Origin of the sequence: Neobacillus sp. B4I6 (assembly GCF_050434045.1) — a bacterium.
Taxonomy (GTDB): domain Bacteria; phylum Bacillota; class Bacilli; order Bacillales; family Cytobacillaceae; genus Neobacillus.
This window is the reverse complement of record NZ_JBNPWB010000002.1, coordinates 218,517-238,824: the sequence shown is the minus strand read 5'-3', so window position 1 is coordinate 238,824 and position 20,308 is coordinate 218,517. Positions and strand designations below refer to the sequence as shown.

General features: G+C 39.2%; 21 protein-coding genes. 6 read left to right on the top strand and 15 right to left on the bottom strand.

What is annotated here, in order from left to right; translation table 11 throughout:
- Positions 1-5 precede the first annotated feature (5 nt).
- Positions 6-1,724, bottom strand: a complete 1,719-nt coding sequence (gene acsA / locus QF028_RS02980) for an acetate--CoA ligase (protein ID WP_410889196.1) — start codon at positions 1,722-1,724, stop codon at positions 6-8.
- A gap of 219 nt (positions 1,725-1,943) precedes the next feature.
- Between acsA and QF028_RS02975 the strand changes: the two genes are divergently transcribed.
- Genes QF028_RS02975 through QF028_RS02965 form a run of 3 tightly spaced genes read left to right on the top strand, consistent with a single transcriptional unit; the run spans position 1,944 to position 4,433 of the window.
- Positions 1,944-2,576: a GNAT family N-acetyltransferase gene (locus QF028_RS02975; protein WP_410889198.1), complete on the top strand. Its 633-nt coding sequence runs from the start codon at positions 1,944-1,946 to the stop codon at positions 2,574-2,576.
- 40 nt (positions 2,577-2,616) lie between these two features.
- Positions 2,617-3,264: an acetoin utilization AcuB family protein gene (locus tag QF028_RS02970; protein ID WP_168245346.1), complete on the top strand. Its 648-nt coding sequence runs from the start codon at positions 2,617-2,619 to the stop codon at positions 3,262-3,264.
- Complete coding sequence (locus QF028_RS02965) at positions 3,261-4,433, top strand: acetoin utilization protein AcuC (protein ID WP_429464034.1); 1,173 nt, start codon at positions 3,261-3,263, stop codon at positions 4,431-4,433. The genes QF028_RS02970 and QF028_RS02965 overlap by 4 nt, the downstream gene beginning before the upstream one ends.
- 37 nt (positions 4,434-4,470) lie before the next feature.
- On the opposite strand, the gene ccpA is transcribed toward QF028_RS02965, so the two are convergent.
- The 5 genes from ccpA to QF028_RS02940 all read right to left on the bottom strand — a co-directional run bounded on the left by ccpA (position 4,471) and on the right by QF028_RS02940 (position 8,422).
- Positions 4,471-5,469: a catabolite control protein A gene (gene ccpA, locus QF028_RS02960; RefSeq protein WP_410889203.1), complete on the bottom strand. Its 999-nt coding sequence runs from the start codon at positions 5,467-5,469 to the stop codon at positions 4,471-4,473.
- Between the two features lie 247 nt (positions 5,470-5,716).
- Complete coding sequence (locus QF028_RS02955; protein WP_168245349.1) at positions 5,717-6,796, bottom strand: bifunctional 3-deoxy-7-phosphoheptulonate synthase/chorismate mutase; 1,080 nt, start codon at positions 6,794-6,796, stop codon at positions 5,717-5,719.
- A gap of 218 nt (positions 6,797-7,014) precedes the next feature.
- Positions 7,015-7,350 carry a bacillithiol system redox-active protein YtxJ gene (gene ytxJ / locus QF028_RS02950; protein ID WP_429464032.1) on the bottom strand — a complete coding sequence of 112 codons (336 nt, stop codon included), beginning with the start codon at positions 7,348-7,350 and terminating at the stop codon, positions 7,015-7,017.
- Between the two features lie 95 nt (positions 7,351-7,445).
- On the bottom strand, positions 7,446-7,940 hold the full coding sequence (locus QF028_RS02945; protein WP_429464030.1) for a YtxH domain-containing protein: 495 nt from the start codon (positions 7,938-7,940) through the stop codon (positions 7,446-7,448).
- Positions 7,941-7,960: 20 nt separating this feature from the next.
- A complete protein-coding gene (locus QF028_RS02940) occupies positions 7,961-8,422 on the bottom strand; it encodes a DUF948 domain-containing protein (protein WP_215010612.1) in 462 nt (153 codons plus the stop codon).
- A 223-nt stretch (positions 8,423-8,645) separates the two neighbouring features.
- On the opposite strand from QF028_RS02940, the gene QF028_RS02935 reads away from it, so the two are divergent.
- A complete protein-coding gene (locus QF028_RS02935) occupies positions 8,646-9,761 on the top strand; it encodes an aminopeptidase (protein ID WP_088089281.1) in 1,116 nt (371 codons plus the stop codon).
- Positions 9,762-9,797: 36 nt separating this feature from the next.
- Here the strand turns inward: QF028_RS02935 and murC are convergent, their stop codons facing one another.
- From murC to QF028_RS02905, 6 genes are all read right to left on the bottom strand, one after another.
- The gene (gene murC, locus QF028_RS02930; RefSeq protein WP_215001120.1) at positions 9,798-11,099 is read right to left on the bottom strand and encodes a UDP-N-acetylmuramate--L-alanine ligase; all 1,302 of its coding nucleotides are present in this window, start codon (positions 11,097-11,099) and stop codon (positions 9,798-9,800) included.
- A 235-nt stretch (positions 11,100-11,334) separates the two neighbouring features.
- On the bottom strand, positions 11,335-13,764 hold the full coding sequence (locus tag QF028_RS02925) for a DNA translocase FtsK (RefSeq protein WP_429464029.1): 2,430 nt from the start codon (positions 13,762-13,764) through the stop codon (positions 11,335-11,337).
- Positions 13,765-13,927: 163 nt separating this feature from the next.
- Positions 13,928-14,716, bottom strand: a complete 789-nt coding sequence (locus QF028_RS02920) for a DUF1444 domain-containing protein (protein WP_429472165.1) — start codon at positions 14,714-14,716, stop codon at positions 13,928-13,930.
- A 95-nt stretch (positions 14,717-14,811) separates the two neighbouring features.
- Positions 14,812-15,126, bottom strand: coding sequence for a thioredoxin family protein (locus tag QF028_RS02915; RefSeq protein WP_214719066.1), 315 nt, complete (start codon positions 15,124-15,126; stop codon positions 14,812-14,814).
- A gap of 81 nt (positions 15,127-15,207) precedes the next feature.
- Complete coding sequence (locus QF028_RS02910; protein WP_429464026.1) at positions 15,208-15,711, bottom strand: DUF84 family protein; 504 nt, start codon at positions 15,709-15,711, stop codon at positions 15,208-15,210.
- A gap of 60 nt (positions 15,712-15,771) precedes the next feature.
- Complete coding sequence (locus QF028_RS02905) at positions 15,772-16,845, bottom strand: M42 family metallopeptidase (RefSeq protein ID WP_429464024.1); 1,074 nt, start codon at positions 16,843-16,845, stop codon at positions 15,772-15,774.
- 191 nt (positions 16,846-17,036) lie between these two features.
- On the opposite strand from QF028_RS02905, the gene QF028_RS02900 reads away from it, so the two are divergent.
- Entirely contained in the window at positions 17,037-17,360 is a 324-nt protein-coding gene (locus QF028_RS02900) for a PepSY domain-containing protein (protein WP_215010617.1), read from the top strand.
- Between the two features lie 40 nt (positions 17,361-17,400).
- Here QF028_RS02900 and QF028_RS02895 read toward each other — a convergent pair whose 3' ends face one another.
- Together QF028_RS02895 and trmB are read right to left on the bottom strand one after the other, a co-directional pair.
- On the bottom strand, positions 17,401-18,243 hold the full coding sequence (locus QF028_RS02895; RefSeq protein ID WP_429464023.1) for a YtnP family quorum-quenching lactonase: 843 nt from the start codon (positions 18,241-18,243) through the stop codon (positions 17,401-17,403).
- Positions 18,244-18,341: 98 nt separating this feature from the next.
- A complete protein-coding gene (trmB, locus tag QF028_RS02890) occupies positions 18,342-18,983 on the bottom strand; it encodes a tRNA (guanosine(46)-N7)-methyltransferase TrmB (protein WP_429464022.1) in 642 nt (213 codons plus the stop codon).
- A gap of 163 nt (positions 18,984-19,146) precedes the next feature.
- On the opposite strand from trmB, the gene QF028_RS02885 reads away from it, so the two are divergent.
- On the top strand, positions 19,147-19,425 hold the full coding sequence (locus tag QF028_RS02885) for a YtzH-like family protein (protein ID WP_214719059.1): 279 nt from the start codon (positions 19,147-19,149) through the stop codon (positions 19,423-19,425).
- Here QF028_RS02885 and QF028_RS02880 read toward each other — a convergent pair whose 3' ends face one another.
- Complete coding sequence (locus QF028_RS02880) at positions 19,426-20,199, bottom strand: phosphotransferase family protein (RefSeq protein WP_168245362.1); 774 nt, start codon at positions 20,197-20,199, stop codon at positions 19,426-19,428. It abuts the gene before it with no gap.
- Between the last annotated feature and the right edge of the window lie 109 nt (positions 20,200-20,308).

The window sequence follows — 20,308 nt, the reverse complement described above, 5'->3', positions numbered from 1 at the left end:
GGTCTTTAATCTTCCATTGTAGAAAGGTCACCTGTTGGCAGGTTTAGTTCCCATGCCTTTAACACACGTCTCATGATTTTCCCGCTTCTTGTTTTCGGCAGCTTATCACGGAAATCAATTTCCCTTGGTGCTGCATGAGCGGCAAGACCTCTTTTCACAAATTGCCTAATTTCTTCTTTTAGTTCGTCCGTTGGAGCATAGCCGTCTCTGAGTGCAATGAAGGCTTTAATAATTTCACCACGAACTGGGTCTGGTTTACCGATGACACCGGCTTCAGCAACGGCAGGATGCTCGACAAGCTTGCTTTCTACTTCAAACGGTCCTACGCGCTCCCCTGAGGTCATAATAACGTCATCGACACGGCCCTGGAACCAGAAATAGCCCTCTTCATCCATGTAAGCAGAATCGCCTGAAACGTACCAATCGCCTGGCATAAAGTAAGATTCATATTTCTCTGGATTATTCCAAATTGTATTCATCATGGAAGGCCAGCCTTTTTTAATCGCGAGGTTCCCCATCCGATACGGCGGAAGTTCATTCCCTTGATTATCAACAATCGCTGCTTCTACACCTGGAATCGGTTTCCCCATTGAACCTGGTTTAATTTCCATACAAGGATAGTTACTAATCAATTGCGCACCAGTTTCTGTCATCCACCAGTTATCATGAATTCGCTTATTGAATACTTTTACCCCCCATTTAACAACTTCAGGGTTTAATGGTTCCCCGACGCTTAGAACATGACGGAGACTGCTTAGGTCAAATTTCTTAACCAATTCATCACCTGCACCCATTAACATTCGGAATGCTGTAGGAGCACTGTACCAAACGGTTACACCAAAGTCCTCAATCATTTGATACCAGGACTCTGGACTAAATCGACCGCCTACAATTACGTTCGATGTCCCTGTTAACCACGGCCCAAAGATACCGTAAGAAGTACCAGTTACCCAGCCTGGGTCAGCAGTACACCAATAAACATCATCCTCTTTTAGATCGAGCACCCATTTAGCTGTTTGGTAATGCTGAAGCATGGCATTATGTACATGCAATACGCCTTTTGGTTTTCCTGTTGAGCCTGATGTGTAGTGCAGGATCAAGCCGTCCGTTCTGTCAACCCATTCAATTCGAAGATCCTTGCTAGCGGCATCAAATTTTTTCAAAAAGTCAATATATCGGCCTTGTTCATCAACTTTATTACCGATAAGGAAAATATGCTTCAGTGCAGGCAGGTCTTGAACAGGTACCCGGTCCAACAGTTCAGGTGTTGTGACTAAAACTTTCGCTTCACTATCTTGCAGACGGTCCCTGACAGCCCCTTCCATGAATGCTTCAAATAAAGGACCAACAATTGCCCCAAGCTTGATTGCACCCAAAACGGTAAAGTAAAGTTCTGGAGAGCGCGGCATAAAAATAAATACACGGTCACCTTTTTCTACATCCCCGTAAGTTTTTAACACATTGCCCGCTTTGTTTGATAGATCTTTCATTTCTTTAAAGGTGTACTTCTCATTTCTTGAACCATCACGATAGTATAGTGCAACTTTATTTTTCCGGAAGGTTTTGGCGTGACGGTCAATGGCCTCATACGCCATATTGACAAGCCCCGTTTCACTCCATGTAAATTCCTTTTCTGTTTCCTTCCAGTCGAAATGCTTGTACATTTCTTGATAATTACCTAGATTATGATCCCCTTGCACAACTGGCAACGCTTCCACTTTCATTCAATCTCCCCCTTTGACCTTATTTTAAATTATTATAGTACAAATAATAACTATTCACAATTTTAAAAAAAGTACTATATTATTATTTTTTATATTTATACATAAAATGTCAATATTTTTTTACTATAAGACAGAAAATTTTGTAAAGTTACTTTTCTGTAATAGATTTTATGTATAATAGAATTATATTAGAAAGATTTTTCCAGGGTAGGTGACCGTATGGAACACAAAATGACATACAATGCCAAACAATTAAAAACACCTCACGGGTCTATAATTGTTGAAGGGCCTATTACTTCAGATAAACTTGCTGGCTATGAATTTCACGAAGACCTCACTGCCTTCCGCCCTTCTGCACAGCAGCATCAGGCTTTAATTGGTATTGCTGAGCTTCCAGAAGGTAGAATTATTATTGCAAGGAACAGAAACACCATTGTCGGATATGTTACTTTTCTATATCCTGACCCGCTTGAACGATGGTCAGAAGGCAAAATGGATAATTTAATCGAATTAGGTGCCATCGAGGTGATTCCTCAATTTAGGGGATGTGCAGTCGGGAAAAGCCTATTAATTGTCTCCATGATGGATGATGCGATGGAAGATTATCTTACCATCACAACTGAGTACTATTGGCACTGGGATTTAAAAGGTACCAAACTAAATGTGTGGGAGTATCGGAAGATCATGGAAAAAATGATGAATGCGGGCGGCCTTGAGTGGTATGCAACCGATGATCCTGAAATTTGTTCACACCCTGCTAATTGTCTCATGGCTAGGATGGGAAAAAGAATCGATATGGAAACCATCCAAAAATTTGACCGTCTAAGATTTATGAACCGGTTTATGTATTAATCATTTTCCTGATATTTGGTTAGGTAAGGGGGATATTCTTATGATAGTAGAACAAATCATGAAAATAGATGTTGCAGTACTTCTGCCAACAGATACCATTGCAGATGCAATCCAATTAATGGAGTCAAGAAAAATCCGCCATATTCCTATAATTAATGAGGAGAAACATTTAGTTGGTCTTGTCACTGTTTCGAAAATACATGAAGCAACTCCATCTATTTTTCATGCCAATGAGCATCCAGAGGATATGAAAAAGCCACTTGAGGCGATTATGGAACGAAATGTCATTACAGGCCATCCTCTTGATTTCGTCGAGGAAGTGGCAGGTCTCTTCTATGAGCATAAAATCAGTTGTCTGCCGATCATAAATAACCGGGAATTGGTTGGAATTTTGACCGAAACAGATTTGCTGCGGACATTAGTTGAATTAACAGGGGCCCATCAGCCAGGATCACAAATTGAAATTAAGATTCCTAATCTTGCAGGTAAACTCAGTGAAATCACTGCTGTTATTAAGAACCGGAAAGCAAATATATTGAGTGTATTAGTTTACCCTGATAAAACAGATGAGCAATATAAAATACTTGTGATAAGATTGCAAACTATGAATCCCACTGTATTAATTCAAGACCTTAAACAGGCAGGCTTTCATGTATTATGGCCAAACCTTCCGGGGATTTCAATATGAGCGATAAGTGTTCCTTTATTTTTTCAGACGAGCTGCTGAAATATAAATTTAGCAATCAGCATCCTTTTGACCAATTCCGGCTTAAGTTAACAGTAGACCTACTAGAGAAGATTAATGCTCTTAATCCAGACGATGTCATCCCGCCAAGAATGGCATCTACGGAAGAGTTAGCCTTAATACACGACCTAAGTTACATAGAAGCAGTAAAAAAGGCGGGGAATGGCCAATTGCCACAAGAGATAGCAGAAAACTATGGCCTTGGGACGGAAGACACTCCTATATTCCCTAGCATGCATGAAGCGAGCGCCTCAATTGTTGGGGGGACATTAACGGCCGTCGATCAGGTTATGACTGGAAAGGCACTTCACGCTCTTCATCTTGGCGGAGGATTGCATCACGGATTCAGAGGAAAAGCATCTGGATTTTGTGTTTATAATGATAGCTCGGTCGCCATCAAATATCTTCAAGAAAAATATAATGCTCGTGTCTTATATGTGGACACCGATGCACATCATGGAGACGGCGTTCAATGGTCCTTCTATGATGATCCAAATGTATGCACCCTTTCGATCCATGAGACAGGAAGATATTTATTTCCAGGTACAGGCAATGTAAATGAGCGCGGTCAAGGGTTAGGCTATGGCTATTCCTTTAACATCCCCGTGGATGCCTTTACCGAAGATGAATCGTGGCTGCAGGTCTACACACATGCGTTTAGAGAAGTGGCTGAGTTTTTTAAACCGGATGTGATTCTAACCCAAAATGGTGCAGACTCCCATTATTTGGACCCTTTAACACACCTTTCTTCAACAATGAAAATCTATCGAGAGATACCAAGGCTTGCTCATGAAATTGCCCATCAGTATTGTAAAGGGAAGTGGATTGCAGTCGGCGGCGGCGGTTATGATATCTGGAGGGTAGTTCCAAGAGCATGGGCCCTTATTTGGCTGGAGATGACAGAAAACTCAAACTGTTATGGCAGTTTACCTAAGGAGTGGTTAGCTTCCTGGCGAAAGGAAGCTCCTGTTTCGTTACCAAAGGAATGGGACGATCCAGACAATTTATATACTCCCATCCCTAGAAAAGCAGAAATTACCGAAAAGAATTTATTAACCCTCGAAAAAGCACTTTATCCGATTCGAAGTCAGCAAAAGAGCGAATCCGTATAAAAAAGTGGGGTGGCCAACATGTGGCCACCCCATTATTTTATTTTGTAGATTGTCGGTGTTCAATCCGATGTGGGAGAACCACAATTTGTTCTGACACCTTTTCTTTGTTCATTAATTTGGTTAAGAGCCGCATTGCAACCGCGCCAATATCATATAATGGCTGAACAATGGTTGTAAGCTGCGGGCGCACCATTAGTGATAGCCTTGTATTGTCAGATGTGATAACCTCAAAATCTTCAGGGACCTTATAGCCTTTGTCCTCTGCACCATGGACAACGCCTAGTGCCATTTCATCAGAACCCACTAAGATGGCTGTAGGTCGGTCTGCCACTTCAAGTAGTTTTTCTATTGCTTCAATCCCAGAATCGTACGTATAATCACCTTCAACCACAAGTTCTTCATTATAAGGAATGCCGGAATCTTGTAATGCCCTTTGATACCCTCTCAACTTCTTGAACGTATTTTTAGGTTCATGAAGTGGTCCAACTACAAAGGCAATATTCTTATGACCTTTTTCTATAAATTCCTTGATTGAGTCATATACCGCTTCTTCATAATCAATATTTACTGAAGGTATCTTGTTTGATTCTTCAATCGATCCTGCCAACACAATCGGTACCGGTGATTTTTCAAATTCCTCCACATGTTCGGCTGTAATATTACCACCCATGAAGACTAATCCATCCACTTGTTTACCGAGCATCGTATTAAGCAAATGTAATTCTTTATCTTTGTTTTGGTCGGAATTACTTAAAATGATATTGTACTTATACATCGTTGCAATATCTTCAATCCCACGGGCTAATTCGGCAAAAAAGATATTTGAAATATCTGGAATAATAACTCCAACTGTAGTAGTTTTTTTGCTTGCCAATCCTCTAGCGACAGCATTTGGACGGTAGCCTAATCTGTCAATTACTTCTAACACCTTTTTGCGGGTCACCGGCTTTACATTCGGATTTCCGTTAACCACACGGGAAACGGTTGCCATTGAAACACTGGCTTCTCTTGCTACATCATAAATAGTAATATTCACTTAACACACTCTCCTAAAACGAACATCGTTTTCTTTATTTTACATCAGCTTGTATAAACTTAAACATTTAGTTTTTGTTTTTGTTTGTGAGAACGTAAACAATCTTTAATATGTATTTAATGATACGACAAGAAGATTAAAGCCGCAATTGCATTTGTCAACATTTTTGCTAAATAGCTAAATATTATCAAAAAAACCTCCTGCAAAGGAGTTGCAGAAGGTTTTTCATAAAACTATCTACTTGAAATTAGAGTCGAACATAATTGGATGCAAGCAGTTCATTATAGAATTTATCAAACTGATTAAGATCCATTTGCTGCTTTTGATCCGAAAGTGCCACTGCTGGATCTGGATGAACCTCTGCCATAACACCATCTGCACCAATTGCTATCGCGGCTTTCGCACATGGCAATAATAAGTCTCTTCTACCTGTAGAATGCGTTACGTCAACCATTACAGGTAAATGTGTTTCTTGCTTTAAAATAGGTACTGCTGAAATATCTAGAGTGTTTCTTGTAGCACGTTCGTAAGTCCTTATGCCACGCTCACAAAGGATGATTTGCCCATTCCCTTGTGCCGCAATGTACTCAGCAGCATTGATAAATTCTTCGATTGTAGCCGCAATCCCTCTTTTTAACAGAACAGGTTTTTTGACGGAACCTGCTGCTTTTAACAGTTCAAAGTTCTGCATATTACGTGCCCCAATTTGAATGACATCGATATAGTCACAAGCCATTTCAAGATCAGCTGGGTTAACAATTTCACTAATAACAGCCATATCAAATTCCGTTGCAACACGTTTCAAGATTTTTAATCCCTCAACACCTAGCCCTTGAAAATCGTAAGGAGATGTTCTAGGTTTGTAAGCTCCGCCACGTAATAGGTTTAATCCTTTTTCTTTCATTGCTTTTGCTACAGTTGCCACTTGCTCATATGACTCGACTGCACATGGACCAAAAACGAAGTGTGGTTTACCATCGCCAATATTTTCACCCTTTAAGGTAACAATGGTGTCTTCAGGCTGCTTTTTTCTTGAGACGAGTAAGGCTTTACTATGGTCATCCTGTTGCAGGTCAAGACCAGCTTTAAAAATCTCTTTAAAAATATGATCAATGGTCGAATTTTCAAAAGGGCCATCATTATTCTCTTTGATAATATCAAGCATTTTTCTTTCACGGACTGGATCGTAACGGTAAACCCCTTGGTTTTCTTTAACCCGCCCTATATCCTGAACGAGCTGTGCTCTTTCATTAATTAACCTCAACAATTCTAAGTTTAGTTCATCGACACGCGACCTCAATTGTTCTAATTCAATTTTTTTGCCCATCCTTCGTCCCCGTCCTTCCTTTGCTAATCAGAACTCTTTAAAATGAAGCTCTGAATGCCTTTTTTTCTTCTGTCATTATAATATCGGCTCAAGTTTAAGAATTTAAATATTATAACAATTTAATAATTAGGACTTATTATAGCGGATAAATATTTGTTTGTCACTTGTTTTTTCTTTAATGATTAAACGCTTTTAAGCGCTAAAGCGTTTGTAATATATTATGATTGATTTTCACCAAAAGCGCCTGTCAAAGAACGACTTGTTATTTTCCAGTGTGAAGCATTCCATAAAGGCTCTCCGTTTGAAAACAAGATGGTTTGTGGCGATTCATGTTTGATTTGGAATTTCTCTGCTACTTCATTGGACAAGGGGCGAGAATCCTGAACAGCTAAGAAATAAGTGGGTACAGCTTGATTTTCATTTGCAAATTTTTCATATTCTTTATATGCAGCATGGCTAATCGGACACGTTAGGCTATGCTTTAAGAGAAAAAACGTACTCTCCTTTTTTAATACTTCATCAAATTGTTCAATTGAATCAATTTTCTCTAACATGTGTACATACCTCCAGAAAATAAATAAACGGTGAAGTAATTTTATCACTCCACCGTTTTTATAACAAATAAACAGATTTAGCTTGCGACTAATTTTTATAATTTAACCTTATTTTCTTCCTCATCAAAGGCTTTTTCTGCTTCTTCCAGCTTTTTTCTTATTTCTGAGCTATCAAGGGGTCCAATTTCGATTGACTTCTTCGATTCTATCTTTTCTTTTGGAGTATGAAGAGGAATATAGTTTAATTCTCCTTCTTCTTTCAACTCGTCTTGGCTCGTTATTTTTCCTTTTACCTTGTTCAATAGTTCTTGGGATTGTAGGACAATTCCTTGGGAAAGGCTGGATCCTTTGGACGCTAATTCATTGCTTTTTGTCATTACATTTTCACGCATGGCAGCTGTTTTATCGAAGATCGTTCCAGCTTGGTTATTAAACTTATTGCGGAGATCTTTTCCGGACTTGGGAGCCAAAAGCAGTGCCGCAGCTGCACCAACCACTCCTCCGATAATTGCTCCCAGCAAAAAGCTATTGGAAGACTCCTCATTTCGAGTTTGATTCGTATCCCGTGAATCATATTCTCTATTAGGCATTTAATTTCCTCCTCTTTATTCTAATGGGATCTAACCTTCTTGCCCTCGTCTAAGCTTACCCTGTTTTTTTGTTGCTTCCTAGCTTGCCACTTATCCTTTAATTCAAGAATGATATGACTCCATTGAACAATTTGCGAGACCTTTTCTTTACTTTCCTCTACTTGTTTATCTACAGATTGAGTAATGTTTTGTAAAGTCCCATTGAATTTAGTGACGGTTGTACCTACGTCTTTTACGGCTCCAACCACACTATTTAAACTATCGGATTTCTCCTTAATATCGTCAGCTAGAGCGTTTGTTTTTTGTAAAAGAATCGTGGTTTCTGCTGTAACACCCTCCAACTGTTTTTCTAATCCAGATAATGTCTTCGAAACGTTTGTAAGTGTAACCTGAAATGATTTGAGTGTTGTCGATAAAAATATGACAAGTACAAAAAACGCAATCGCTATCAAGGCTACGCTTAAGTATAAAATAATTTGCATCGTGCACCTCCGCCTTAATCCTATCAATATGTATTACCCATCAAGTATAGATATAAACCTCGCTAATTATCTTATACTACTTCCATAAAATTGTCTTCATTTCCTGCCGCTTCTAATAAAAATTTAATCTCGGATTGGGAGCAGAATTTTATTTTTCAACTTTCGGCCTTTATTCGGTTACAATATGTGTGTACTTACTTAATTCTGTTGGAGGCGTAAAAATATGAAAGATCCACGTATTGAGAAACTGGCAAAAAATCTAATTAATTACTCGGTACAGCTTCAGAAGGGAGAAAAAGTTTTAATTGAAAACTTTGGACTTCAGCGTGAACTTGTGACTGCCCTCGTGAAGGAAGCCTATCTAGCAGGGGGATACCCTTTTGTGCTCTTAAAGGACCACCAAGTGGATCGCTCTCTTTTATTAGGTGCACAGGAAGAGCAATTTAACATGATGGCAGAATTTGAAGCAAATGTGATGAGCAAAATGGATGCATACATAGGTCTTCGTTCGGGTGATAACATCAGTGAACAATCAGATGTTCCTGATGATAAAATGAAAGTCCATGGAAATACCATTGGTAAAAAGGTTCATCGTGACATCCGTGTTCCTAAAACCAAATGGGTTGTTCTTAGATATCCTACTTCGTCCATGGCCCAATTAGCAAAGATGAGTACGGAAGCATTTGAAAACTTTTACTTTGATGTTTGTAACCTTGATTATGGAAAAATGGATAAAGCAATGGATAGTCTTAAGGAGCTTATGGATCGTACTGACAAAGTACGAATTACTGGTCCAGGAACGGATCTAAGCTTTTCCATTAAGGATATCCCAGCCATTAAATGTGCAGGACGGTTAAACATTCCTGATGGTGAAGTTTATACTGCGCCTGTTAAGGACTCCGTTAATGGGGTTATCACTTATAACACTCCATCTCCGTATCAAGGTTTTACATTTGAAAATGTGAAGCTGACTTTTAAAGATGGGAAAATTGTAGAAGCTGAGTCTAACGATTCTAGCCGTATCAATAAAATATTTGATACGGATGAAGGGGCCCGCTATATTGGGGAATTTGCCATTGGGGTAAATCCTTTTATCCTCAATCCAATGCAAGATATCTTGTTTGATGAAAAGATTGCTGGCAGCTTCCATTTTACACCTGGACAATGCTATGATGATGCCTTTAATGGAAACCATTCAAATATCCACTGGGATATGGTTAATATCCAACGTCCTGAGTATGGCGGTGGGGAGATGTATTTTGATGAGGTATTAATCCGCAAAGATGGTCTGTTCGTTATTCCTGAATTAGAAGTGTTAAATCCTGAAAACCTTAAATAAAAGAAAGGATGCCAACATTTGCTGGCATCCTTCTTTTTATTTAGTTAATTGTTTTTCGTAAGATTCTTGGAATTTTTGAATATCTCCAGCGCCCATGAAAATAATTACACTGTTTTCATGTTCATTTAGTACGGATGTATTTTCTTCGGTAATTATTTCGGAACCTTCAATTCGGTCCTGGAGATCCTTGATTGATAGTTTTCCATGATTTTCACGAGCAGAGCCGAAGATCTCACACAAATAGGCTTTGTCCGCCTCACGTAAACTTTTCGCAAAGTCTTCTAAGAACGCTTGAGTGCGTGAAAAAGTATGTGGCTGGAAGACCGCCACAATTTTCCGATCCGGATATTTTTGCTTTGCTGCATCGATAGTTGCTTTAATTTCAGTTGGATGATGGGCGTAATCATCAATTAAAATCTGTGTCCCAATTCTTTTTTCGGAAAATCTTCTTTTTACACCTTGGAAGGTAGTTAATTGGTCCTTGACTATCTCTACATTTGTTTCTTCATAATGGCACAATCCAATAACAGCAAGTGCGTTTAACACACTATGATCACCAAAGGTTGGGATGGAAAAATTATCATAGAATGTATTGCGAATAAATACATCAAAGCTCGTTCCACTTGTTGTTTTAACAATATTTTTGGCTTGATAGTCATTCTCCTCGCCAAAACCATAAAACAAGACAGGGACCTTTGCTTGGATTTTTTGAAGCTGTTCATCATCGCCATAAGCGAATATTCCTTTTTTCACCTGAATGGCCATCTCTTGAAATGCCGAAAAGACATCATCAATATTAGCAAAGTAATCGGGATGATCAAAATCGATATTTGTCATAATCGCATAGTCAGGAAAATAAGACAAGAAGTGCCTTCTGTATTCACAGGCTTCAAATACAAAGTATTCCGAGCCCTCTTTACCTTTACCTGTTCCGTCACCAATTAAAAACGAGGTAGGTTTAGCCCCTTCAATCACATGGGCGAGTAAACCTGTTGTAGACGTCTTACCATGCGCACCGGTGACCGCAACACTAGTAAAGTTCTGCATAAAGTCACCCAAAAACCGATGATATCGCACAATAGGGAGACCTAGCTTCATCGCCTCTTGAATTTCCTCATGGGTATCTGGAAAAGCATTTCCTGCAATAATCGTCATTCCTGGCTTGATATTCTCCTTTTGAAAGGGAAGGATCGTTATCCCTGATTGTTCAAGGGCCAGTTGTGTAAAAAAGCGCTTTTCGACATCGGAGCCTTGCACTTTAAATTTCATATCATGTAGAACTTGTGCGAGTGCACTCATTCCAGACCCCTTTATACCTACAAAATGGTAAATAGTCATAGAAGAACCTCCAACAACGTCTATCTGTATAACAGTATATGACATCTGTCTGTATTTGCTAATAAGAAAAACTGAGTGCTATTGCACCCTAAAAAATTCAGTTACTTGTAAAAACATATTTAATAATTATAACATTGTTCATCCTGAAAAACTATTTGCGGACCTAAAATCTTTACGGCCGCACTAGTCAGTCCACTATATATTATTTGTTCCTGTCATTAAAGAATACTATAGATTAATTATTTACACTAGCATCTTGAATTGACTCTAAATCGGCTAAGGTAATTAAAACCTCACGTGCCTTGCTTCCATTTGCGCTGGTAATATACCCATGGGTCTCAAGCATATCCATTAACCTTGCCGCTCGGTTGTATCCTATTTTAAACCGCCTTTGCAGGCTTGAAGTGGAAGCACCGCCTTGGTCAATAATAAATTCACAGGCTTCATAAAAAAGTTCATCTTCATTTTCGGTTACTTGTGCCTTTTTTAATAGTTCTTCTTGCTCGAACAAGTACTCTGGCTCCCGCTGCTCTCTCACATGACCCACCACTAGATCAATCTCTTCATCCGATACAAACGTTCCTTGCAGACGGACGGGTTTAGAGGAGCCGTTTTCTAAAAATAACATATCGCCGCGTCCTAGCAACTTTTCAGCACCGCTAATATCAATAATCGTCCGCGAATCGACCTGAGAAGAAACAGAGAAGGCGACTCGTGTCGGAATATTGGCTTTAATTAATCCAGTTATCACATCCACCGAAGGTCTTTGTGTTGCCACGATGAGATGTATACCGCAGGCTCTAGCCTTTTGAGCAATCCTGCAAATTGCTTCTTCCACATCTGCTGGGGACATCATCATTAAATCGGCTAACTCATCAATGACAATAACAATGAATGGAAGTTTATCTGAATACTGTTTATGTTTTATAGCCAATTCATTAAAGCGGTTAATGTCACGAACGCCTGTATGGGCGAATAGTTCGTAGCGTCTTTCCATTTCATCTACAGCCCATTTTAATGCAGCTGTTGCCGCCTTTACATCTGTTATAACTGGACTAACAAGATGTGGAATACGGTTATATGGAGCAAGTTCCACCATTTTTGGATCAATCAGCAAAAGCTTTACATCTTCTGGGCTCGCCTTAAATAGCAAGCTAACCAAAATCGTGTTAATACAAACGCTCTTTCCTGACCCGGTCGCTCCTGCGATCAATCCGTGGGGCATCTTCTTTAAGTCAGTTACAATCGGTTTTCCGGCAATATCAAGGCCAAGTACCGCTGTTAATGGTGACGTAGATTCTTTAAAGATGCTGCTTTGAATAATTTCGTTAATGAATACAGGTCGCGACTTTTGGTTTGGAACTTCGATCCCAATGGTATGTTTTCCGGGAATAGGTGCTTCAATCCGAATATCTCTTGCGGCAAGGCTTAACTTGATATCATCACTTAAGTTAGTTATTTTATTTACCTTTACACCCGGCTCCGGCTGAACTTCAAAGCGGGTGACGGAAGGACCTTGTGTCACATTTACAACACTTGCACCTACATTAAAGTTTTGTAAGGTTTCGTTTAAAATCTCCTCTTGCTCTAGTAACCATTTGGTATCATTCACCACCGTAACAGGAGGGTTAAGTAAACTATCTGTTGGGAATACATAATAGCCATCATCCGTAGGTGTCAGACTTTCTTTTTCCTTGATTGGGAAGAGGTCAATTACTTGACTAACCTTCTCTGCCTGCTTATTCTCAGTGGGGACCTCAGACGGCTGTTCGAGCCCTCTTTTTCGTTTTCGCTCTTCCCATTTCTGTTTATCTTGTTTTAACATCATCACATTAAATGGCAAATTAGATCGCTTCGGTGCGGGCGGTTCAGATAAAGCCTCAACTACTTCCGCTTCCTCGATGGATTCTGTTGAAACTGCAATTAATTCTTTTACTTCCTCTATTGAATCTTCTTCCTGTGTTACTTCCTCTTCAACTTCAACCAATTCTATCTGAATTTCTGCCATTGGAATTGGAACAATCTCTTCGATCGTGTGTTCCAGCAGTTCAGATGAAGGCTTTTCTTCGTTAAGGCCCACTTGTTCTACTTGATTAATTTCTAACCAAGTTGTTTCCACCTCTAGCTCTTCATCGTTTACAAATGGTACAGTTTTCTCCGTTTTGGTCGTCGTTTCTTTTGAAACAACTAAACTATCAAACCGATTTTCAACATCATCGTTTAAAAAATGGCTTAATTCATGCTCGACTATGATATCCGTATTCTTAGGCCGCTGATTAAATCCAAAAACAGGCGAAGGAATTTCTGTTGGCTGGAAGGGACCCCTCTTTTTAGACAGCGGCTCTTGTTTGCTTTTAGGCACTTCCTTTTTGACTGTTTGAACCACAGACTTTTCCGTCATTTTTCTTTTTTCCGGAAGCCGCTCTGTTCGTTTTTGACGCAATGTTTCTTCCTTCACTTTCTGAGTTACCTTAGGAATGGGTGTATAAGAAGGACGATTGCTTCCCTTTGGGTATTGATAGGATATTTTTGTATCCAAATCCTTTAGATTTTCATATTTGTTTAGTAACGGCGGACCTTCATGTTTATGTATAATATAACTGTCAAATTCTTCATCATCTTCCTCTTTTTTTAATCTTTGAAAAAAGTTTTGGAACCAGCTCAAAACTATCACTCTTTCTACTTTCAACTTTCAATATCACTCTATTTTATCAGTTTTTCATATTTTTTCGACATATTTCTTTGAAATGAGTCAAAATACATAAAGACTAAATATCGTGCAATGAAAAAAGATCACCTTTCTTGATGTGATCCTTCTTCTATTTTAATTATTTATTTTTTCCTAAAATAAAAATAGGTTCTAATTCACCATTTTCATATAAAAATGAAAGGGCAGTGATTGGTACATGACCGTTTGCGAAAAAGCTCATTGCCATTTGCGCTAGAACATCGTAGCCTCTGTCATTTCGAATATCAGCGATAATTAATACATCCTGATGTGGAACAGCAAGTACCATCGTACCAGTAATTTGCTTCTCCATTTCATTTAAGAATCCCTTATTTAGGATCCTGCTTGCATCGTATCCATCATTTGTATTGAGGAAGTAAAAACTATTGCCAGCCACTTGGTCTTCTTTTAAAGGAGTCGAAAGGGATCTTACATTAAATAAGGCAATTTCCTTAATCCTTTTAGCTTCCCAGCCCTCTTTAGCCATGATACGTGAGTCAATTAGCCGATACGTACTGCCTTGATCATACGCATAATAAATTTTTGTTTCCGCTGTGTGGTCGTCAACTAAGAATGGCACACTCTCTTCTGCTTCTGATGGGAAAGAAGTGGAGCGGATAACGGGAAAGATTTTTTTCTCATGATTGGTTAATTGAATGTCGTCCTCCATCGCACGGAGCCCTTCTTCGATATAATAAACGACTTCATCAATGGCTTTTTCCTTTTCACTATGCCATTTGGCAATAATCCCAGGTAATGCTACTGTTATACCTTTACCGGACACTTTACTTTCAAATCGAAGTTGGTCCTTCTCACGGTCATAAGTTATTAAACGATCTTTTCTAGCCAAGCGCTGTTCTAATTCACTTTTCATTTTTCTGCTATCCATTTTCATCTTTTAATCCCTCCATTTTAGGAGCTGCACAGCTTATTTTACAATAAAAACCCTCCATCTCAAAAGGTGATGGAGGGTTTCGGACTTTTTTATTTCAAACCCGAAATAAAACCTTCAATTTCTTCTTGCGTTTTTCGGTCCTTACTTACGAATCGACCCAGCTCTTTCCCATTTTCAAAGGCAATAAAGCTCGGGATCCCAAAGACGTCCAATTGCTGACATATATCAATAAACTGATCACGGTCTACATGAATGAATGTATACTCATTAAATTTGGATTCTACTTCCGGTAGAACCGGCTCAATCACGCGACAATCGGGGCACCAGCCTGCAGAAAACATGAAGATCGTTTTCCCATGATCGCGCAGCTGTTCAAATTGTTCAACTGATTCTAAATTCTTCAAATTCAACGCCTCCATTTGAATATATGACCTTTTTCGTAACATCTTCACAAATCATATCAGTCCTGCAGCATTTCAGTCCAATTATTTGCTCCTTTGATATTGTCCCACTAAAAGGTTCATAACATGAGTAAACATTTCAGAACGATTCACTATTCCATTTGTAAAAATCCCGACTGCACCTTCTTGTTTCCTTACATTTTCCTTTTTCGCATAATCTTCCATAACCGGTCCGAGTTCTTCACCTGCCCTTAATCGAATGGCTATTTCTTCAGGCAGAGGGAGTCTTGCTCCACCTGCAATAATCGGCTCCCTCCCAATTGATACAAGAGCCCCCCAGTTACAAATAAGCAAACCGTAACTCGTTTCCTGGACGCCTCCCTCAAGTCCAATCCCAATATCCCCATTTCCCTGCTTTAAGGCAGTTGCCGCTCGATTAATGGCTCCTCTAATCGTTTCTTCGTCGGAAAAAGGCTGCTCGCTGACACCCGATGGGATATCTAAGGAAACAAACTCATCTTCATGAGAAAAACTGTTTTTTACTGCAGTAATTTTAGCTGGGTTCTTTGAACCAATGATAATTTTCATTCTAGTAACTCCTTTAGACATAGTAAAAGGAGGCATATTGTAAAATGCCCCCCATTAAATTCAGCTGTTGGCTTTAATGGAATCGACCGTTGTTTGGTCACAAGCCTTGACTAGTTTAACAATTAACTCTTTAGCCGCTGCATAATCATCAACATGAACAATGGAGGCATGCGTATGAATATACCGAGAACAAATACCAACGACAGCACTTGGAACGCCCTCATTTGATTGATGGACACGACCGGCATCTGTTCCACCCTGTGAAACAAAATATTGGTAACGGATATTATGTGTTTCCGCTGTATCTAGTACAAACTCTCTCATCCCGCGATGGGTGACCATAGACCGGTCAAGGATCCTGAGCAAGGCCCCTTTGCCTAATTGGCCAAACTCTTGTTTATCTCCTGTCATATCATTGGCAGGACTTGCATCCAGTGCAAAAAAGAGGTCAGGTTTAATCATATTGGCGGCAGTTTGGGCACCACGTAAGCCTACTTCTTCTTGCACCGTTGCACCTGAATAGAGGGTATTTGGCAAGGTTTCGTCTTTAAGTTCTTGAAGCAATTCAATCGCTAAACCACAGCCGTAGCGATTATCCCATGCTTTAGCTAATATTTTTTTCGGATTAGCCATTGGAGTAAATGGACAAATAGGCAAAATCGCCTGTCCTGGCCTAATCCCAATTCGTTTTGCATCTTCACGGTCATCTGCGCCGATATCGATCAGCATATTTTTAATTTCCATTGGTTTGTTGCGTTTTGCATCGTCCAATAGATGTGGTGGAATGGAACCAACGACACCAATCACCGGACCATTATTTGTCATTACTTGAACCCGCTGGGCAAGAATAACCTGACTCCACCATCCGCCAAGCGGTTGAAAACGAAGCATTCCATTATCCGTTATAGAAGTAACCATGAAGCCCACTTCATCCATATGACCGGCCACCATAACAGTTGGACCAGTCACCGTACCTCTTTTCACCCCAAAGATGCTGCCAAGATTGTCTTGAACAATTTCATCTGAGTATTGTGACAGTTGTTCTCTCATGAATTTTCTTACTAAGTGTTCATTTCCAGAGGCACCTGGAAGCTCTGTTAACGTTTGAAAAAGCTTTAAGGTTTGTTCATTCATTTTTTTGAGGCTCCTTTGGATTTCTTTGGTAGTTTATGTAGATATTTTTATATTACAGAACTTCGATTTCTCTTTCCAACAATTGAATTTAATATTTGTCATATTATGTTCCTCATGGCAAATACGATATACTAAAGAAGAGAATTCCTGATAGTAATCTTTTCCAAATTTATTTTTTTGGAGGTCTTGTTATGAATTGGAAGTCGTTTTTCCTCGGTGCAGCAGTTGGTATTATCGGTGGATTTGCTGCTAAAGAAATGGTTAACTGTAAGACCCCTGTTTCACCTGAAAAAGTATTAGAGCAAGTCAAAAAACAATTTAATCAGAATGGGCCGATTAGCGGGTCATGGATACATATGGAAGCAGAGCCGTATGAAAAGCAGCAGATTAATTATCGTGTTTACAAAGGTGGTATTTCTAAAAACAACAATGGCACAAACGAACAATTTGAATTCATTGCAGATGCCCGAACGGGAACACTTTTGGACGTGCGTAATTTATCTAGTGTTTCTTAGTCAAAATAGCCGTTCCTTAAAAGGATACGGCTATTTTTCTTTATCTTTCCCTTTTTATGCTCTCCACTATTTGCTTTCCGTCAGCGTCCCACTTCACTGCCCGGTAATAGGCATCATGATAAAAGCTAAACCATGCATTTTTTTCAAAGCCGTATGGCAGCCATTTTTCCTTTGCCGCTATTGAGGTCATTGGGTAATCATCATAGGCCATTACCCATAATACCGGTTGGTGGGCATGTGTTGCCATCAGATCTGCCATATGAATTAACATTTCCCCCTCGTCCTCTACGACAAGGATAGAATGTCCATCACTATGGCCCCCCGTATGGACCATTGTAATCGCCCCTAAATTCCAGTTTTCCTTGAAAGGAACCACCTGTGATTCAATGGCTTCCCAGTTTTCTTTCCAGTATGTATTTTTCGAACGAATATTGGGGTTACGCATTTCGTCCCATTCTACTTGTGAGGTAATAATTTGTGCATTGGGAAATGCGGAAACATATTGATCATTTTCAAACTTGGTTAGGCCGCCGGCATGGTCAAAGTGCATATGGGTCATCAGGATGTAATCGATCTCCTCTGCTTTTAACCCTAATTTTATTAATGATTCATCAAGCTCCGATTCCTTGGTGACTCCAAAATTTCTTAATTGCTTTTCCGATAACTTTCCTTTTCCAATACCGGTTTCTACTAAGAAATTCTTTCCATCCATTTGAAGTAACATGGGATCTGTTGGCAATTCAATTTGATTTTTCTCATTGGGTGGATATTTCTTGGACCATAACCCTTTTGGCACAACCCCAAACATGGCACCACCGTCTAAATTGGTTACCCCTCCAGATAACCACGTCAATGATACGCCGCCTATTTTTAATGTTTCCAACTTTCCATCCCCCTTTGTACCTTTTTCTATATATTAACATTGACTAACTATTTAGAGAAACGAAAAAGGACAGTTCAAAATTGAACTGTCCCTAAAATTTAGTTTTGATACTTTACTTCACAACGATAAATGCGACTTCCTTTTTCTGAAAATTTCTCTTCATACTCTGTCATGATGTTACCTTCATAATCACTTTTATGAAGATCTAGACTAATGTACTTTAATAATAAACCGTACTCCGAAAAGCTCATTAAAGAATTTTCAAATAACCCTTGGTTGTCGGTTTTGAAATGGATTTCTCCACCATCAACCATAATATCCTCATAAAGCTTCAAGAAATCCTTATATGTTAATCTTCTTTTTCTATGACGATATTTTGGCCATGGGTCAGAAAAGTTTAAATAGACCTGATCCACATCATTCTTTGTAAAGTATTTTGCTAAATCATTTGCATCTACGTTAAGAAGCCTGAGGTTCGGTAAATCGGCTTCAATTAAGCGGTCCAATGCTGTAATGATGACACTGTCGTATATTTCAATCCCAATATAATTAATCCCCGGATTTGCTTTCGCCATTTCCGTAATAAATTGACCTTTTCCTGTGCCCACTTCAATATGAAGTGGATGATCGTTTTCAAATACTTCATGCCATTTTCCTTTATATTGTTCTGGATTGGCAACTATATATTGTGGATGCTGTTCTATTTTTTCCTTTGCCCAAGGTTTATGTCTGACTCTCATTTATGACACTCCTAAAAATAATATTGTTTACTACATATCATGCACCATTTGTCCTTACAAGTTTAACTATGTGGAAATAAGATGATGCATAAACAAAAAAAGAATTCACAACCTAACAGTGTGAATTCTTGTTTTTAAATAACACTTGAGAGGGTGTACATTCATGCCATTAAGTCATGATGACCAAGTTACATTATTAAAAGATATATTAAACAATCATCAAACAGATTGCTGCGGGTCCGTTTCAGAATGTGAACAACTGGAACGCTTAGTGAAATCCCTAATGGTTAATACACAGGTTGATCAAAATGTTAAAAACATCTTACAGGAAGTATATCAGTACAGCCAACATGGGGTTGGCACAGCAGATTTAGATCAACATATCTTATCAAACCAAGAAAATTTATCCAATTGGGTTAGCGATATTGGTCAGTTTTCTTAACTAGAGAATTCCATCTAAGAACTTTATCCATTTGTTCATTTCTTCTAAGCGATTTTTATTTTTATACCATTGGATAGAAGAAAGAGTTTGAATGGTCACATACCATTTCATGCGCAGTTTTAGGTTGTCTGTAAGCTTTTTTCCGTAAAGCTTAAGCCAATCCTGCCAATTTTCTTCTGGAATATACCAATAAAGGAGCAGCCCTAGGTCAATGGCGGGGTCGGCAATCATTGCCCCGTCCCAATCAATCAAGTACAACTGGTTGTCTTCTGCAAGCAGCCAGTTGTTATGGTTGACATCACCATGACAAACCACCTTTTCATCGCAATAAACATTTAAAGCTTCTTTTTTTAAAAAGTTCATTGCTTTTTGCGATTCAGGCATTAGGAGTACCTCTTCATCTAACTCGTTTGCAACTCTTTGCAATAACGGCTCAGGATGCATTGGAGAGCTCTCCAATCGACTTAACATTCCTAGCATTGGCTCGGAGCAATGAATTTTCTTAAGCAGTCTCGCCACGAGTTCTTGGTTCATTTCAGACGGCTTTAACTCTCTGCCGGGAAGCCACTGCTGTGCAGTTATGACGTCTCCACTTTCCAACCGTTTTGTCCAAACAAGCTTTGGGACGATGCCTTCTGCTGAGAGTACAGCAAGGAACGGAGAAGAATTCCGCTTTAAAAAAAGCCTTTGGTCTTTATATTTCGCATAAAAGGCTTCACCTGTTTTGCCTCCAGCAGGGGTAATTTCCCATTCTTGTCCTAGTATATGATCCAAAATTGCTCACCTTCAATTTATGCCGTTCTAATGGGCTTATTCCCCTTATTTCTAAGAGGTAAAACCTGCGCTGCCGGAAGGTCCTATATTACCACAGTTTCATTAACAG